This is a genomic window from Halomicrobium sp. HM KBTZ05, from assembly GCF_041530035.1.
Classification (GTDB): Archaea; Halobacteriota; Halobacteria; order Halobacteriales; family Haloarculaceae; genus Halomicrobium.
In genome coordinates this window covers 881,164-897,334 of the sequence record NZ_CP168057.1, presented here as the reverse complement: position 1 = coordinate 897,334, position 16,171 = coordinate 881,164, and the positions used below count along the sequence as shown (strand labels likewise).

At 64.6% G+C, this 16,171-nt stretch carries 21 protein-coding genes; 10 read left to right on the top strand and 11 right to left on the bottom strand.

Going from position 1 to position 16,171, the window contains the following annotated elements; genetic code table 11:
• Positions 1-3 precede the first annotated feature (3 nt).
• Together ACAH01_RS04705 and ACAH01_RS04700 are read left to right on the top strand one after the other, a co-directional pair.
• The gene (locus tag ACAH01_RS04705; RefSeq protein WP_153554176.1) at positions 4-501 is read left to right on the top strand and encodes an NYN domain-containing protein; all 498 of its coding nucleotides are present in this window, start codon (positions 4-6) and stop codon (positions 499-501) included.
• A 108-nt stretch (positions 502-609) separates the two neighbouring features.
• Entirely contained in the window at positions 610-1,446 is an 837-nt protein-coding gene (locus tag ACAH01_RS04700; RefSeq protein WP_372480407.1) for a hypothetical protein, read from the top strand.
• Positions 1,447-1,486: 40 nt separating this feature from the next.
• Here ACAH01_RS04700 and ACAH01_RS04695 read toward each other — a convergent pair whose 3' ends face one another.
• Positions 1,487-1,669 carry a hypothetical protein gene (locus tag ACAH01_RS04695; protein ID WP_372480406.1) on the bottom strand — a complete coding sequence of 61 codons (183 nt, stop codon included), beginning with the start codon at positions 1,667-1,669 and terminating at the stop codon, positions 1,487-1,489.
• A gap of 200 nt (positions 1,670-1,869) precedes the next feature.
• Between ACAH01_RS04695 and ACAH01_RS04690 the strand changes: the two genes are divergently transcribed.
• The 3 genes from ACAH01_RS04690 (at position 1,870) to ACAH01_RS04680 (ending at position 3,611) form a co-directional block, all read left to right on the top strand.
• Positions 1,870-2,361: a PUA domain-containing protein gene (locus ACAH01_RS04690; protein ID WP_372480405.1), complete on the top strand. Its 492-nt coding sequence runs from the start codon at positions 1,870-1,872 to the stop codon at positions 2,359-2,361.
• Between the two features lie 120 nt (positions 2,362-2,481).
• A complete protein-coding gene (locus tag ACAH01_RS04685) occupies positions 2,482-2,880 on the top strand; it encodes a nascent polypeptide-associated complex protein (protein ID WP_372480404.1) in 399 nt (132 codons plus the stop codon).
• On the top strand, positions 2,877-3,611 hold the full coding sequence (locus ACAH01_RS04680) for a tRNA (adenine-N1)-methyltransferase (RefSeq protein ID WP_153554182.1): 735 nt from the start codon (positions 2,877-2,879) through the stop codon (positions 3,609-3,611). Before ACAH01_RS04685 ends, ACAH01_RS04680 begins: the two co-directional genes overlap by 4 nt.
• Positions 3,612-3,658: 47 nt before the next feature.
• Here ACAH01_RS04680 and ACAH01_RS04675 read toward each other — a convergent pair whose 3' ends face one another.
• The 4 genes from ACAH01_RS04675 to ACAH01_RS04660 form a co-directional block, all read right to left on the bottom strand.
• A complete protein-coding gene (locus tag ACAH01_RS04675; protein ID WP_372480403.1) occupies positions 3,659-4,369 on the bottom strand; it encodes a lysostaphin resistance A-like protein in 711 nt (236 codons plus the stop codon).
• A 125-nt stretch (positions 4,370-4,494) separates the two neighbouring features.
• On the bottom strand, positions 4,495-5,109 hold the full coding sequence (locus ACAH01_RS04670; RefSeq protein WP_170095162.1) for a hypothetical protein: 615 nt from the start codon (positions 5,107-5,109) through the stop codon (positions 4,495-4,497).
• A 45-nt stretch (positions 5,110-5,154) separates the two neighbouring features.
• Entirely contained in the window at positions 5,155-5,478 is a 324-nt protein-coding gene (locus ACAH01_RS04665; RefSeq protein WP_153554185.1) for a transcription factor S, read from the bottom strand.
• 130 nt (positions 5,479-5,608) lie between these two features.
• Complete coding sequence (locus ACAH01_RS04660; RefSeq protein ID WP_372480402.1) at positions 5,609-6,646, bottom strand: hypothetical protein; 1,038 nt, start codon at positions 6,644-6,646, stop codon at positions 5,609-5,611.
• A gap of 222 nt (positions 6,647-6,868) precedes the next feature.
• Here ACAH01_RS04660 and ACAH01_RS04655 point away from each other — a divergent pair, with 222 nt between their 5' ends.
• Positions 6,869-7,153, top strand: a complete 285-nt coding sequence (locus ACAH01_RS04655) for a DUF5789 family protein (protein ID WP_372480401.1) — start codon at positions 6,869-6,871, stop codon at positions 7,151-7,153.
• A 113-nt stretch (positions 7,154-7,266) separates the two neighbouring features.
• Here the strand turns inward: ACAH01_RS04655 and ACAH01_RS04650 are convergent, their stop codons facing one another.
• The 4 genes from ACAH01_RS04650 to ACAH01_RS04635 form a co-directional block, all read right to left on the bottom strand.
• The gene (locus ACAH01_RS04650) at positions 7,267-7,539 is read right to left on the bottom strand and encodes a preprotein translocase subunit TatA (protein ID WP_372480400.1); all 273 of its coding nucleotides are present in this window, start codon (positions 7,537-7,539) and stop codon (positions 7,267-7,269) included.
• A gap of 23 nt (positions 7,540-7,562) precedes the next feature.
• Positions 7,563-7,766: a hypothetical protein gene (locus tag ACAH01_RS04645; RefSeq protein ID WP_015764138.1), complete on the bottom strand. Its 204-nt coding sequence runs from the start codon at positions 7,764-7,766 to the stop codon at positions 7,563-7,565.
• Between the two features lie 41 nt (positions 7,767-7,807).
• Complete coding sequence (gene nreA / locus ACAH01_RS04640) at positions 7,808-9,106, bottom strand: DNA repair protein NreA (protein WP_372480399.1); 1,299 nt, start codon at positions 9,104-9,106, stop codon at positions 7,808-7,810.
• A gap of 66 nt (positions 9,107-9,172) precedes the next feature.
• On the bottom strand, positions 9,173-9,544 hold the full coding sequence (locus ACAH01_RS04635) for a hypothetical protein (protein WP_170095167.1): 372 nt from the start codon (positions 9,542-9,544) through the stop codon (positions 9,173-9,175).
• A 169-nt stretch (positions 9,545-9,713) separates the two neighbouring features.
• Here ACAH01_RS04635 and ACAH01_RS04630 point away from each other — a divergent pair, with 169 nt between their 5' ends.
• A complete protein-coding gene (locus tag ACAH01_RS04630; protein ID WP_372480398.1) occupies positions 9,714-10,352 on the top strand; it encodes a hypothetical protein in 639 nt (212 codons plus the stop codon).
• Positions 10,353-11,266: 914 nt separating this feature from the next.
• Positions 11,267-11,449, top strand: a complete 183-nt coding sequence (locus ACAH01_RS04625; protein WP_372480397.1) for a hypothetical protein — start codon at positions 11,267-11,269, stop codon at positions 11,447-11,449.
• A 117-nt stretch (positions 11,450-11,566) separates the two neighbouring features.
• On the opposite strand, the gene ACAH01_RS04620 is transcribed toward ACAH01_RS04625, so the two are convergent.
• Both ACAH01_RS04620 and lonB read right to left on the bottom strand, forming a co-directional pair.
• Positions 11,567-12,385: a lysostaphin resistance A-like protein gene (locus tag ACAH01_RS04620; protein ID WP_372480396.1), complete on the bottom strand. Its 819-nt coding sequence runs from the start codon at positions 12,383-12,385 to the stop codon at positions 11,567-11,569.
• Between the two features lie 4 nt (positions 12,386-12,389).
• Positions 12,390-14,471, bottom strand: a complete 2,082-nt coding sequence (gene lonB / locus ACAH01_RS04615) for an ATP-dependent protease LonB (RefSeq protein ID WP_170095172.1) — start codon at positions 14,469-14,471, stop codon at positions 12,390-12,392.
• A gap of 158 nt (positions 14,472-14,629) precedes the next feature.
• On the opposite strand from lonB, the gene ACAH01_RS04610 reads away from it, so the two are divergent.
• Together ACAH01_RS04610 and ACAH01_RS04605 are read left to right on the top strand one after the other, a co-directional pair.
• Positions 14,630-15,178 (top strand): nicotinamide-nucleotide adenylyltransferase, encoded by a 549-nt coding sequence (locus tag ACAH01_RS04610; RefSeq protein WP_372480395.1) that lies wholly within the window; start codon positions 14,630-14,632, stop codon positions 15,176-15,178.
• Positions 15,178-15,942 carry an S-adenosyl-l-methionine hydroxide adenosyltransferase family protein gene (locus ACAH01_RS04605; RefSeq protein WP_372480394.1) on the top strand — a complete coding sequence of 255 codons (765 nt, stop codon included), beginning with the start codon at positions 15,178-15,180 and terminating at the stop codon, positions 15,940-15,942. Before ACAH01_RS04610 ends, ACAH01_RS04605 begins: the two co-directional genes overlap by 1 nt.
• Positions 15,943-16,171: the final 229 nt, after the last annotated feature.

The window sequence follows — 16,171 nt, the reverse complement described above, 5'->3', positions numbered from 1 at the left end:
TACATGGTCGTTTCACATCCGGGGCAGCGTGTCGGCGTGCTCGCCGACGCCCAGAATCTCTATCACACCGCCCGGAGTCTCCACTCGCGCAACATCGACTACGAATCGCTGCTCGACGAGGCCGTCCAGGGCCGAGCCCTCACTCGCGCCATCGCCTACGTGATCCGGGCCAACTCCCCGGAAGAGGAGAGCTTCTTCGAGGCGCTGGAAGACATCGGCTTCGAGACCCGCATCAAGGACATCAAGACCTTCGGCGACGGCTCGAAGAAGGCCGACTGGGACGTGGGGATGAGCCTCGACGCCGTCTCGCTGGCCCCACACGTCGACACGGTCGTGCTCATCACCGGCGACGGCGACTTCGCTCGTCTCTGTCGGTATCTCCGCCACGAGGGCGTCAAAGTCGAGACGATGGGCTTCGAGGAATCGACCGCAGAGGAACTGGTCGAGGCCGCAGACCACTTCCGGAACCTCAGCGACGACGCCGAGCAGTATCTGTTGTAGACTCTGTTCGTTCTGGGTACGGTGATTTTTGGCCACCACGGCAACTTCATTCTAGTAGCAACACCGCAAGAAATAACATCTGGGAAGTTGGTAACTATATTAATCTTGGTGATAGATCGAACGCAACCGTTCATATTCGCTACGCTCGCTATCGGGGTTGGGTTCGTCATTGCCAGCTATCTTTCGTCCAAGGGAGAACTCGGGCAGTGGTTCCTCGTGTACGCCCAGTTCGGTCTCGCCTACCTCATCGTCGGAGCACTCGTATACTATGAACGAAAACACCACCTCTCGACCAGACGACTGCTCGCACTCCTGACCGCCCCCGGCTTACTTGCGACGGCGATAGCTAGCACGAGTCTCGTAACACCACTACAGTTCGACACACTCTATCCGGAGACGCTGTTCAGATTGCACCTGGGTTACTTCTGGCTTCTCAGTGCGTTCTTCGTTCCGTTGCAGTACGGACTCGCGCGGATCGACGACCGGCGGACACAGTGGGGAATAGCCGGTTCGACCACGCTGTTCGTCGTCGCAATGCCGGTATCTGCGGTAGTACTGCTGTTTTTCCCGTGGGCACTGGACAGTTCGCTGGTGGTCTTGGCAGAACACCTATCGTCAATCTCGAATTTCGTCGTCGAAGAGCTGGGCCCAGTGCAGCGAATACTTGTGGTCGACGCTGTCGCGTCGGTCGTTCCGTATGCAGCTGGCAGTATCGTCAAGGGCCGACGGAACAGACATCCCTCGCGAGCGATCTCTCCCGCGTCACTGCCAGCGGTGGCCGTACCAGCAGTGGTATTGGTGTCTGTGATGATCGAATTCAGCCTCGATCCGTCGGCGTCGGGTAACGGAGAACGGCTGCTACTCGTGACGCTGCTTGCGGGGATCATCTGCTCGGTTATCGCGAAAAACCTCGTGCGCTATCGAAGACAATCGACCGCGTCGTAGCTGGTGTGGCATTCGAGAGTGGCCGCCATCGAAAGCGAGCTCAGACCGGACGCTTGTCTTCGGAAGTGCCGACGAACAGCGCACCGGCGGCCATCCCGAGCGCGGCGATCGAGGCCGCCCACACCGGGAAACCACTGCCTAACTGACCGGTGCCGAGGATGATCGCGCTGCTGGCGACGAGCAAGAGCGTGCCCAGTACGACCTTTCGTGTATCGGTTGCCATACCGTCGGCTAGTGGGTCATCCGGTATAAATTTCCCCAAAATCGCCAGAGACCCTCACGATTAATCGAGAGATATCCCACAGTATCGAGGGTTTACACCCGAAGTCGCCAGTCACTCCTCCGCAGGTGTCGTCGCCGGGTCAATCACTCGCGGCCCGCCAGAACGGTCGACTTTTGGTCGACGGCGACCTTCGCCGGACAATGAGCGAGCGAGCCGCCGATCTCCTGACGCGTGTCGCGACCTACCAGTTCGGCCCCGGAGCCGACGAGGCGCTGTTCCCGGACGTGGACGGGCTGGACGTGACGACGACGCGCTCGGGACGACCGCGACAGGTACGGGACGGCGACGACCGACTGCTGGAGTACGGCAGCGACGGTCGATTCACCCTGGGTGTCGCCGGTGGGCGACGCCTCCTCGACGGCCTCGACGACGCGCGCCACCAGGTCGTCGTCGGCGACGACAGCGAGCCGTTCGTCCGCGAGGGACGCAACGCCTTCGCGAAGTTCGTCACCGACGCCGACGAGGGGATCCGGCCGGGCGACGAGGTGCTGGTGGTCCACTACGACGGCGACCTCCTGGGCGTCGGCCGCGCGGAACTGCCCGGCGAGGCGATGCTGTCGTTCGAGACGGGGATGGCGGTGAAAGTACGCCACGGGGCCGGTCCAGACTCGTCTGAAGCCAGTAGCGATTGAACCGACTCACACGCCGATCGCACCACCGTCGTGCGTCGGGTGTGCACTGATTTTCGATCGCGCTCCCACGCGACGACACAGGTCGGTGTCCTTTTGACGGCGGACCACGCACGGACGGGTATGTTCGGAGGAGGCGGCGGCGGACTCAATCCGCGCAAGATGAAGCAGATGATGGAACAGATGGGCATCGACATGGAAGACATCGATGCCGAAGAAGTGATCATTCGGACCCCCGACAAGGAGCTGTACTTCACCGACGCCGAGGTCCAGCTCATGGAGGCCCAGGGCCAGTCGACCTATCAGGTCGTCGGCGAGCCCGAGGAGCGAGCGCTCGAAGCCGGCGACGACGGTGAGAGCGAGTCCGACGCGTCGGCCGACGACGCCACCGGCGACAGCGGGATTCCCGACGACGACGTAGAGCTGGTCGCGATGCGTGCCGGCGTCGACGAGGAGACCGCCCGCGAGGCGCTCGAAGCAGAGGACGGCGACCTCGCAGGCGCAGTCGAGCGTCTGGAGTGACCTACCTCCTCATCCACGAGGGCGAAGACCGCGAGTACCTCCTCGCGGCCGGCGAGACCTTAGAGACCGACCTCGGCGTGCTGGAGGTCCCCGACGATCCCGAGCCGGGCCAGGTCGTCGAGACACATCTCGACGAGCCGTTCACCGTGCGCGAGCTGCGCGGCCCGGACCTGTTCAACCACCTCGAACGCACCGGCGCACCGATGATGCCACGAGATATCGGGATCGTCGTCGGCAAGACCGGCCTCCAGTCGGGCGACCGCGTGCTCGATGCCGGCACCGGAACGGGCGTCCTCGCGGCCTACCTCGCGCGGATGGGCGTGACGGTGACCACCTACGAGCGCGATCCCGACTTCGCCGACGTGGCCCGCGAGAACATGGCGATGGCCGGCGTCGAGGACCGCGTCGACGTGCGCAGCGGCGACGTGACGGCAGCCCTGTCGACGCTTACCGAGAGCGACTTCGACGTGGTCACACTCGACACCGGCGACGCCGCGGCGGTCGTCGAGCGAGCGCCGGAGCTGCTCGTTCCCGGCGGCTTTCTCGCGGTCTACTCGCCGTTCGTCGAGCAGGCCCGCGAAGCGATCCAGACCGCGCGGGACGCCGGGCTGCAGGACGCAGAGACGCTAGAGACGATCCAGCGCGCGCTCGACGTGAGCGAGCGGGGCACCCGACCGTCGACGCGAGGCGTCGGGCACACCGGCTACCTGACCTTCGCACGTAACCCCTGACACTGGCGGCTGTCGGTCCGTGCGGCTCGACTGCGCGTCGTCGACGATCAGCCGAGGCTGATACCCGTCGCCAACAGATTGATGCCGAGGTGTGAAATCGTGCTACTGGCCGTTCCGTAGCGGTGTCTGAGAACGCCCAGAACGACCGCGATCACGATCAGCGACACGAGCCGGAACGTCGGCGCACCGAGGTCGACGACGACGTGTTTCGCCACGAACGCCGTGGCAGTCACACTGATTCCCAGCACCGGGCCGTACGCGTCGACGAGTGCGGTCTGGACCACGCCGCGCCAGGCCAACTCCTCTGCGATTGGGACGACGACGCCGTTGACGACCAGGAGTGTCACGAGGACCCAGACGGCCGTCTCGGCACCGCCGGAGGGTGTCGGTACCGAGGGGACGCCGACGGTGAAGACGTAGACGACCGCGAACGCCAGTAACAGGACGAAGTAGACGACGACGCCGACGAGGCCACCGAGGACGGCACCCCGAGATAGCTCGTAGCGCCAGCGGTTAGGCCCGATGCCGCGCCGGTTCCCGATAGTCGCTGCCAGGACGGCGAGAGCCGGGAACGTGAGCGCGATCAGGAGCATGTCCGCACCCGCACCGCTTCCGACCGCGTCGGCGAGTAGTGGTGTCCCGCGACGACGCACGAGAAACTCCACCGCGACCCACGTTGCGACGACGACGGCCGCGAGCGCGCGGGGGTCCGACGACACGCGCCCGAGTCTCCCGACGGGTGGTTCTGCGTCAGACATCTCGGTGGTCGTTCGACCGCAGTGGAGATTGCGTGTGGCTGGTCTGGTTCACGGTCCCCGAATCGAGGTCCCGAAAGAAAGGCGTTTCCTCCACGGCGAGTGGCGCTGCCGGCGAGATCACCGGCCTACTCGATCGCCCGGATCAGCTCGATCAGCTCGTTTCGGTACCGCTCTGGCGTCCTCGTCAGCACCGCGGGTGGCTCGTCGATTCCGAGGACTTCGGCCACGGGGCGGTCCGGGTACGCGCCGGCACCGATGCGAAAGCCCTCGCCGTGCCAGACGCCGACCCAGCCGGTGATCGGCAGCGTCGCGTCCAGCTCCGACAGCGGCAGTTCTGCCCGATACTGTGTGAGCTTCGCTCGATCACCAGACGCGACGCGGACACGCTCCGTGCGGCCCCGGCCGATCGACTCGAAGCCACGGTCGCGCAGCTCGGACTTGAACGTCCTGTTGGCCTCCGAGCGGACCGTCGGGAGGATCATCGCAGGGCCGATGCCGGGCGACAGCGACGGCGTGAAGGTCAGTTTCGTCGCGAAGAAGAACCGCCAGCGCTGGTCCCGACCGCCGTACTCGGCGGCGGCCCGACGCGTTCGCTCGTCACCGTACAGCACCGTCGCGCCTTCGACGCGGGTCCCGGGGAGCTGAAACACCGTCTCGACGGTCTCGTCGGTTCGCGTCCAGTCGCCGTCGGCGAGGCGTTGCTCGGGGACCGAAGGGAACCGTTCGTCGGAAGGTGACACACCTCGTACTGACAGTGGCACCCACCTAACAGTTCCGTCGAACTGTCAGTGGTCGTCTTCGCGCCACTTGTGGTCGCACTCGGTACAGGTGAAAAAGCGCGTCTCGGACTCGTCGGCGGCCCGGATCTGCTTCATCTCCCAGAAGGCTCGGTCGTTGCCACACTCGGGACAGTGTGCGTCCGTCGTCGGCCCCATGTCCTCGGCCTCGACCTCGGAGGTGTCGACGATCTCGCTCTCTTCCTGTCCCTGCGTGGTCACCATCGAACTTTCGTCCGCCGCGTCGCGGGCCTTCTCGGCACCGCAGCTGCCACAGACCCAGACGCCGTCTTCGGCTTTCATCATCGAACCGCAGTCGTCACAGAACTCCATAGTTGACTGGGATTGCCATCGAAGTGGTTTAAGCTCGGGGGTTCACCGCTCAGACGGAGCGCTGTCGTTGCGTACCGGTGAGCGTCTTCCCCGCTCAACGCTCACCGGTACATCGCGACGGCCGTCCGTATCAGCGTTCCAGCCAGCTCGAACAGGCGTCCAGGTCGTCCATGGTTCGCTCGTGGAGCTGACAGTACGGCGTCGACTCGCCGTCTTCCATCACGTACTCGAAGTGCCGACAGTTCCCGCAGTACGCTTCGAGGGCGTCCTCGTCATCCTCCTCGTCACCGTCGCTCGTCGAATCGAGGAAGTCGTTGCTGAAGGCCGCGCCACCGGTCGCCGTTCCGTCGGCGTCGATCACTTCGCCGCCGTCGGCGCTGGGTTCTGTCTGTGGCCCCCCGGAGTGGCCCGTGGCGGTGTCGGCGGTGTGATCGAGGGAATCCGTCTGGGTGGCCCGGTCACGCCGAGCGTCGTCCGGCCGGCGATCGGCGGCTGGCGACCCGCCGTCGTCGGTCACGTCGCTGTCGGCGCGTGTGGCTCCCGTGACGGTCGCGCCGTCGTGGCCGGTCGACGCGGTCTCGCGGTTCGTCTGGGTCTCGACCTCGCCGTCGAGGTCCGTGCCGAAGAGGCCGACGCCGCCGAAGCGACCGAGCGAGCGGGCCTCTTCGACGAGCTGGATCGTCCCCTGGCGGGTGATCTCCATGCGGGCCGTCCCGCCGGGATCGTTGCGGGTCTTGAACGTCGCCAGCGCGACGAACAGACACCAGAAGATCGTGACGACGCCGAAGAAGTAGACGGCCGTCGTCGCCAGCGTCAGCAGCGGCGCGGCGGTGACCCAGTCGTAGGGATAGACGTGCTGGAACATGGCGACGCCGATCGCCGTGATCCCCGTCCCGACGATTGCAGCCCCACGGACCGACCGCGACGCGGGGAGGACGGCGAAGACCCCGAGCAACACGGCCGGCAAACCCAGCCCCGCGAGGACGCCCGCCAGCTCCCGAGCCGGGTACCGTCCCAGCGACTGGACACCCACGTTCGTCGTCGCCAGCGCGATGGCACCCACCACCATCGTCCCGCCGACGAGAAAGAGCCCGCTGCCGAGGAGTTGCTGTCGCCGGCTGGCCACGCGGCCGACGTTGCCCTCGTACACGTCTGTGAGACTCGTCATGGGGCGTTCTAGGGCCGCTGCCCTGAAAACTACCCGTCAGACGCGTGGCAGACGGGAAGAGAGCCCGAACGTCGTGAGGGATCTCGGAAAGCTCGAACGGTGACGATGAGGTGCCCTGCGAAAGCAGGCGGGCTGATCGACACGCCAGTGCGGTGGTCGTTCGACGGGAGCCGACGCCAGCGTTCCGAAAACCCTAATCACGGCCGCTCGGAAGGTGGCAGTATGAGCGACGACGAGGAAACAGACGAGGGGCCGGCAGTCGAACTCGGCGACGGCGATTCCGTCGCCGGTGCGCCCCTGGCACGCGTTAGCTCCCGACTCATGTGGGGTATCGAGCACAGCACGATCGTCGAGCGCGAGGGCGACACCGAGATCCGCACGCCCGACGGTCCACAGCCACTCGCCGACCTGATGGACGACGTGGACGTCCCCTACTTCGAGCACCGCCGCGAGTTCGAGTCGGCCGTCCGTGAAGTGCTCGGCGACGGCCCGGTTCCGACCGAGTAACACGGCGGACTGTTCTGTCGCAGTCGCCGTTCACGGCGCGTCCAGCGGACACGCTGTACGCCGAGTAGAGAGCCGTCAGTTCGCGCGAGAGCGCGACCCGTGGTCACGCCGGTTCAACTGCGAGACGCCTCGTCGGACCGATCCCGCCGCTCGTCGTCGGTGTCGCTCTCGGCGCTGGACTGCTGGTGCCGGAGCCGCTCGACTTCGCGTTCGAGTTCTGCCACGCGTTCGTCGGTCTCGTCGTCGCCCGAGAGCCACCGCAAGAGAAGCACGACCAGTCCGACGACCAACAGGATAGGGGCCGCGAGCATGATGAGGATCAAGAACACGATCACGAGCTCTTGCGTCCCTGGGAGACCGATCTGGAGGGCAATCACGTCTGGCACATCTGTCACGCCAGAGCAAGAACTTACTGGTCGTCGAGTCGGTCCACGCGGCGCTGTAGCTCTTCGACCTGCTGTTCCAGTCGGTCGAGGCGCTGCTGGTCTGGCGAGCGGTTCTGCCTGACGAGCAAGACGCCGCCGACGAGCGCGAGCGACACCACGAGAAAGAGCAACAGGAGCGCGCCGACGAAGAGCAGTTCGACGCCGACCGGGAGCTGTAGCGGTTCCATACCGGCGTCTGGACGGCGAGGCGTATAAGCGCTGTCGGCGATCAAAAGTCGGCCAGCGTCGACTGGAGCCCGGCGACCATGTCGGATTTGCGCCGGAGCGTCCCCAGCGACACCGGGAGCTGTTCGGTGACGGCAGTCACGGCGTCGCGGAAACTCTCGGCGACGGCGGGCTGGTCCTGGTAAGCAGTGTCGCCGGGTTCGCTCGTCTCGTGAGCGACGCCCGCCTCGAAGGCGTTTCGGACGCCCTCGCGGACCTGCCAGACGCCGACCGGTGCCCAGTAGTCGTCGGTGACCTCCCGCAAGACGAGGCACTTCGCCTGGCGGTCTCGCTCCTGGAGGTGTTCGAGCACGCCCAGTCGCGAGGCGTAGTACGCGCCGGCAGTCTCCTCGACGTAGCCAGTGCGGCCCTCGTAGCCCTCGTTGGCGCTTGCGAGGTAGTGGGTCTGGCCGGTCGGATTCCAGACGCTCTCGGGGGCTTTCATCTCGACGAGTTCGAACTCCCACTGGCCCGGAGTCATGAGGACCCAGTAGCGGTTGCCCATGTACTCGTTGTACCAGACCTCGGTCTGGTCGATGGTGTTGCGGTTCTGGATCGTCCCCCGGAGATACTGTCCGACCGTGTCGTCGACGGCGGTGATCGACCACCGCGTCGGGACGAGTCTGCGCTGGCGGCCCCGTCCCAGCGCGCCCGCAGAGAGGATCGTATTGACCTCGTACACGTCGAATCCCCGGCGGTAGAGGTAGTTCATCGCGCCCTCTGCCTGCCAGTCGTCGTCCTCGAGGGTCTTCTCGACGGCGCGGGGGACGTGTGGGTTCTCCGCGAGGTCGGCGGTGGTCGCGCTGGCACGCGGCCCCGTGGGCGTGCCCACGTCGTCGAAGCGAACGTCCAAATCCGGCGTACCGTCGAGTCCGACCTCCACGTCGACCGGGTGGTCGGCGATCGCGACCTCGCGCTGCGTGCCGACGAAGCCGTCCCACACGTCCGACACGTCGACGTTCGCCGAACGCGTGGAGTTGAGCAGCCCCGTCCGGCGCTGGAGCACGTCGTCGATCCCCAGCCCGTCCCGGTACCACTGGCCGCTGGTGGCGAACTGCCCAGCGTCGGCGTCGGACGCCATCGGCGAGAGCACGCCCGTCGACACGTCGGGATAGCCCGACCGGCCGACGAAGATCTCCGGCGCGGTCGAGCCAAAGAGCGCGTCGCCCTGGACGGCCTCCTCGAACTGTCGTTCGACGTCCTCGAGGTGGTTCGTGATCTCGTAGGACTTCTCCTCGGCGAGGCGACGCCGCTCGGCGGCCTCGTCGCGATCGAACCCCTCGATGAACTCGTCGAGACGCATCGAGAGACCGTTGGACGTTCGGCGATAAAACAGTGACTCTCGTGGCGGGCACGCCGACCGACGACCTCACGCGTACTGATCGTAGAAGTACAGTCCGACCGCGACGAGCAGCGCGAACGAGCCGACGGTGTCGATCAAGCGCACTCGCTGGACGAGTTCGAACCCCGCGAGACCCTGATAGGCGATCGACAGCCCGGCGATACCGAGTGTCGCCACCAGCGCCACCGCGACGGGCTCCGTCTCGCGGGCGCGACTGATCCGCCGAGTGCCGACGCCACAGGCCAGTAACACGAGCACGCCGATGAGGAGATCCGAGAGCGGCCCAGCGTAGGGGTTCGTCGTCGAGAGTTCCGTGACGAACAGCGCCACGTACACCAGCAGCGCACCGACGACGACCTGTCGCTGGCGCTGTGAGCGGATCGCGAAGATGTCTGTCATCGTCGGGCAATGGACTGGGGGAAAGATAACAGTGACGAGCACGAGACGGTGCCAGCCGGCGGCGCTCCGGACACCGGCGTCTCGTTGGTCGACGACGTGAGGGCTCCGCTGTCGCGCTCGGCTGGGACAGAACGCAACACATAGGAAACTGGCACCGACAGTGGCGTCTGTGCCCTCCAACACAAACAGCGACGTTCCGCGAGACGTCTCCGCCGTCGTCCGTCGATACCGACGCCTCGAACGACCGATCAGTGCCGGCATCGCCGTCCTCGTCGGACTCGTCGCGGCCGCCGCGATCATCACGCTCCCGCTGGCGGTCGGCCTCGCGGTCGCAGTCGCCGTGTTCGTCATCGTCCGCGTCCCCATCTTCGAGACCGGTGGGACGACGACGCTGTCGACCCAGCAGCGTCCCGACGAGGTGCGTGCGGCCTTCGAGAGTGCCAGCCCGCCACCGCTGGTCTTCCAGTGGGAGCTGGCCGACGAGGTCGAGCGAGTCGACGGAGGCTGGAGCTACGAAATCTCGTATCTCCTGGGACTGCGATCGGTCCGACTGCACGTCGAGACCCGACCCGGCGACGACGCCGACCTCGAACTGGTGGTCACCGTCGGCGACGAGTCGTGGGGGACCTACCGCGTCGACATCGAGGCCCGCGACGACGAGACGATCGTCGTGATCGACACGACCTCGGATCGCAGATTCGGCCTCCGACGACTACCACAGTGGTTCGTGGGCCAGCGATACCGAAGGGCGGCGCTGTCTGCACAGGGCTACACCGTCGTCGAGCAGGACACGCGACTGACGCTCTAGAGTCGCTCTGCGACCCTAATTGCCGGTTTCTGAACGACTTAAATTGGCGTGTAGCAAATGCACGAGTCTCTACAGCTATAACTCTCTAAAAAGATGAGAAGAATGATTGTAGTGTGTGACGAGTGCTCTGACGAGCTGATATAGTACAACGTTTTGATAGGAACACTCTCGGGAATGCTATTATAAGCATTCCTCGTCTATCGAGAATTAGTGGTAAATGTTTGAATGTATGTCTTGGAGAGATCCCAGAGAGGCTGCTTTAATATTGGCTAAAATAATTCTTGCACTCGTCATATCAGCGGTAGCAACAATTGCTGTAATGGTTCTTGTTCCGCTCGGTGACTTCAGCCCGCAAACTCCGGGGAGGGCGATTATGATTATCGTGTTTTATAGCGTCTGGGCGATGTTGACGTTTAAGTTTTTGTTTGGAGAATATATACCTCGCGAATCACTCAAAAGAGATGATATTTAATTCTCATCAATTAATTTTGTCCTTGGCGCGAAAAGAGCACCCACTGACGAACGCTCCGTTGACCAGCGCCCACGAAGCGTGGAAGCACGTCGAGCCCGGCACCTTCGAACTGACCGTCGGCGAGGAGATGTCAAGATCGAAGTCGCAGAGATAGTTATTTGTGGTCGATTATAGACACTATTTTTCTTTTAGCAGCCGGTGGGTTTGTTTGATCACAATACAACCTCTGCGTTTTCTTGATCTTCCGGATACGACCATGAATCCGAATCTGTGTCGATGCTTATTCCGAGTGGTAGATGCGTAAGAACGACACTTTTCAGTATATTAAAAATTGGTATTAAAAACTGATATATGAATTAGTTTCGTTAGGGACACATGGTTGGGATGTCAGTTCACATAATAACGCACAAATTATTTATGTATATCGGGAAGCGGTTCAAATATGGATGAGATCAAAGGATATCTGTCAATTATAACAATGCTCCTCGGATTTCAGACACTCAACGCAGTTTCTGATAACACGAGCAGTCTTTTTAGTGAAGTTGGAGCAGGTCTCGCCATCTTAGTGATACTGCTTGTCCCAATTTACCTCCTCGGAAAAGCAGTCTACCCGAAATTACGATGATATGATCTTCTGACGGGTTTATATGTGGTAACAAAGTAGCTCGCCGCGCTACAGTACCGCGACGAGGCGCTGGCCGCACGAGTACAGGGCTGTCGACCGGGAGACCGAGGTCTCGTTCTAGGGATCGCCCGCGAACGTCTCAACGGTCAGCCGGTCGTAGCCCATTCCCTCGTGGACCGCGAGCTCCAGGGCGTTCACGAGGTAGTGGGCGACGACCACCACGAGCAGGCTGTTCGTGAGGACGTAGCCGGCCGCGAGTGCGAGTCCGAGCCCGCCCGTGACGAGCATGCCGACTTTCCCCTGCGCGCCGTGAGCGGCACCGAAGACGACCGACGAGACGACCGCGAGCAGCCACGGCGAGAGGGAGAAGCCGGCGGCCAGCGCACCGATGGCAGCGCCACGGAAGACGACTTCCTCGACGACGGCGACGGTCGGCAGCGCGACGCCGAGCAGGAGGACCCACCCGCGGACGGAGTCGGGGGCGAGCAGTTCCCGGACGGCCTCGTCGTAGCCCGCACCGGTCGCGTCGGCGATCGCACCCGCGGCTTCGTTGGCGAGCCAGAGGGTGACGCCGAAGCCGATCCCGACGGCGACGCCGGGGAGACCACGGGCGAGAGCGGTCTCGGGGATTCCGAGCGCCCACGGCGGGATCGAGAAGTACACCGCGGCCCCGACGACGACCGCGCCGAACAGCCCCTGGGTCACGACGACGTTGGCGAGCAAGGCACCGGGCGACAGCCGCGCCCGCGGGTCCGCCACTGGCCGCTCGAAGCGCGGCACGACTGGGTCGGTCGGTCGCGGATCGTGTGGCGAGGGCTCCCTGAACCGGACGGGATCGTCGTCGCCACTCAGGGCCGACTGGGACGCTCTCGCGAGTGCGAGAAGCAAGAACAGAGAGACGGCGAGCAGGCCGGCGAAGGCGGCCCACCGCGCCACGGTTCTACTGCGGGCTGGGTGAGCCGCTCTGCTGGCCCACTTCGCGTTCGAGCGCTTTGCCGGTGATGGACTTGAGCCGGTCGACCAGCGAGTCCTTCTCGGGCTCGCCGGCCAGGGCCACTTCCAGCACCTCGGAGATGTGTGAGACTGGGACGATCTCGATCATCTCCTCGTACTCCTCTTCGATCATCACGTCCTGGGTGTTTGCCTCGGGGATGATGACCGTGTCGAGCCCGGACTTGGCCGCGGCCTCGATCTTGTGGGTCACGCCGCCGACGGGCAACACGTCGCCCCGGACCGACAGCGAGCCGGTCATCGCGAGGTTCTGCTCGATCGGGACGTTCTCCAGTGCGGAGATGACCGCCGTCGCGACCGTGATCGAGGCGGAGTCGCCGTCGACACCGCCTTCGCCGGCCTGGACGAACTGGATGTGAACGTCCTTCTCGGAGATGTCCTCGTCCGAGAACTTCTTGATGATCGCCGAGACGTTCTGGACTGCCTCCTCGGCCATCTCTTTGAGCTGGCCGGTGGCGATCACCTGACCGGGACCCTGCGAGGGCGTGACCTCCGCCATGACCGGGAGAACGATCCCGCTGTCCTCGCCCATCACGGCCAGGCCGTTGACGCGGCCGACCACGTCGCCCTCGTTGACGGTCAGCTCGTAGTCCTTGCGGCGTTCGATGTAGTCGTCTGCGAGCTGTTGCTCGATGGAGCGACTCCGGCCTTTCGCCTGGAGCACGTCCTCGCGCGTGGTCACGTCCTGATCCTCCGCGCGGGCGATGTCGCCCGCGACGCGGACCAGTCCGCCCAGTTCGCGCAGCTTCAGGGTCAGGTGCCCCTTGCGGCCCGCACGGCGGCGGGCTTCGAGGATGATCTCCTCGACGGCCTCGCGGTCGAAGTGGGGGAGTCGCCCGTCGTTTTCGACTTCCTGTGCGATGAAGCGGGTGAGCTTCCGGCGCATCTCCGGGGTGTCCTCGATGGTGTCGTCCATGTACACCTCGTAGCCGTACCCCTTGATCCGGGAGCGCAGCGCGGGGTGCATGTTCTCCATGGCGTCGAGGTTCCCCGCCGCGATCATGATGAAGTCACAGGGGACGGGCTCGGTCTGGACCATCGCGCCCGAGGAGCGCTCGGACTGGCCCGTGATGGAGAACTCGCCCTCCTGGATCGCGGTCATGAGCTTCTGCTGGCTGCGGATGTCCAGCGTGTTGATCTCGTCGACGAACAGCACGCCCTTGTTGGCCTTGTGGATCGCGCCGGCCTCGACGCGGTCGTGGCTGGGCGTCTCCATCCCGCCCGACTGGAACGGGTCGTGGCGAACGTCGCCCAGCAGCGCACCGGCGTGGGCACCGGTCGCGTCCTCGAAGGGCGCGGTGGTCTGGTTCGACCGGTTGACCAGCAGGTTCGGGATCATCGAGTCGTTGCCACGCGAGCCATAGCGGAACGCCAGGTAGATGACACCGGCCGCGAGGATCCCCAGCAGGACCGACCCCTGGATGATCAGCGCGTAGCCGATGATGATGGCGATGATGATCCACATCAGGAAGGTCCGCATCTGGTTACGCTTGCGGGCCTCCTCCTTGTGGGCGTCGACGATCTGCTCACCTTTCCCGGCGGGGACGGTCCGAACCTTCGGCTCGTTTCCGTCGTCCGGGTTGTGGTAGACCAGAACGTCCTGTAGTTCCTCTTTCGGGAGCAGTTGGCTCATCGCTTTCGCCAGCATCGACTTGCCCGTCCCGGGCGAGCCGATCATCATCACGTGACGGCGCTGTTTGGCTGCCTTTTTGATGACGTCACGGGCGTGGTCCTGCCCGATGACCTGATCGACGAGTCGGTCGGGGACTTCGATGTCGCTGGTCGACTCGATGCCGAGCCCACCGAGGAGCCCGTCTTCGTCGTCGAGGGATGCGCCGCTCTCGACTTCGACCTCACTGCCGAGGTTGTCGAGGCCGCCACTTTCGGCCCCGCCACCCTCTTCAGTGTCACCAGCGTCGTCGGCCGCGCTGGGGTCGTCGTCTTCGGGCGGCGTCCCGGTCACCTCCCGCTCGTCGTCGGGAGTGTCGTCGATCTCGGTATTGTCGCTCATACAAACGTTGCTAACACCAGATTGGAGGGACTGTCCACTGATATACTTTCTCCCCGCGACCGTGCTTGCCACACGAGTGGAACCGCAAGAGGGGAGTCGGTTGTAGTGGTAAACGGCCACTCGTCGGGTTTATCATTTCCGACACCCAGAGATGGGGTATGCGGGGTTTCTACATCGGTCGATTCCAGCCGTACCACAACGGCCACCACACGGTCGTCGAGGAGATCGCGACCGAGGTCGACGAACTCGTCTTAGGGATCGGAAGCGCGGGCGACTCCCACACGGACCACGATCCGTTCACTGCCGGCGAGCGGATCATGATGATCACGCGTGCGGTCCGCGAGTTCGAGCGCGCGAACGACCTGGTCACGTACGTGGTCCCCATCGAGGACCTGAACCGCAACTCGGTGTGGGTGAGCCACGTCCAGAGCATGTCGCCGACCTTCGACGTGGCCTACTCCAACAACCCACTGGTGATCCAGCTGTTCGAGGAGGCGGGCATCGAGGTCCGACAGTCGAAGATGTTCGACCGGGAGCGGCTGGAAGGCAGTGACATCCGGCAGGCGATGATCGAGGGCAACGCGTGGCGCGAACGTGTCCCCGACGCCGTCGTCGAGACGATCGAAGAGGTTCACGGCGTCCAGCGGATCCGGACCGTCGCCAAGGACGACGTGGTCGAACGCTGGGAAGTCGGTGACGACGAGTGATGATCACGCTCAGTAGCGACTTCGGTTCGCCGTACCCCGCAGCGATGAAGGGCGTCGTCCTCCAGAACAGCGACGCGCGCATCGTCGACGTGAGCCACGAGTTCCCCCGGCAGGACGTTCCCGGCGCGGCGTTCTGGCTCCGGCAGGTGCTGCCGTACTTCCCGCCGGCAGTCCACTGTGTCGTCGTCGATCCCGGCGTCGGGACCGATCGGGCGGCGATCGTCGTCCGGGTCGGCGACCACGCAATCGTCGCGCCGGACAACGGCGTCGCGCTCCCGGCCGCCAGGGCGATCGCGGACGACGGCGACGTGATCGAGGTCTTCGAGATCGAGACCGACGAGCCGGCGAGCGCGACCTTCCACGGTCGGGACGTGTTCGCGCCGATGGCGGCCGCCGTCCACGAGATCGGTGTCGACGCCCTCCACGAGGTCGCGGATCTCGTCCGGGCCGACGGCTACGAAGCGCTCGCCTTCCCGGAGCCGACCGTGAGTCAGACCGGTGCCAGCGGCGCAGTACTCGTCGTCGACGGGTTCGGGAACGCGATCACGAACGTGCCGGGCGAGGCGATCGAGGGCCGGTTCGGCCAGCAGGTCCGGATCAACGGCGAGCCCGCACCGGTCAGACGGACGTACGCGACGGTGGAACCGGGCCAGCGACTCGTCACCGTCGGCAGCCACGGCAACGTCGAACTCGCGGTGAATCGCGGGCGCGGGGACGAGGCCTTCCGCGTCGACGCTGGCGATCGAGTGGAGCTGGCGTACTAGTTTTAGGCACTCCGAAAAACCGACAAGCTTATTACTTTTAGGCTGTCCTAAACAAATGCGTGGGTCGCCGACGGTCGTGATCGTTCCCTGGTTCCGGGAACACACTCCGTGGAGACCGTCGAGCCCCACCGTCTCAGGTCCCAGTTGTATCGTCGGCCACCGTGGCCATACCCTGGCGGCTGTGGGCATCGCTGCCGCCACCGTCTGTCCCTCTATCCACCACCCTCAG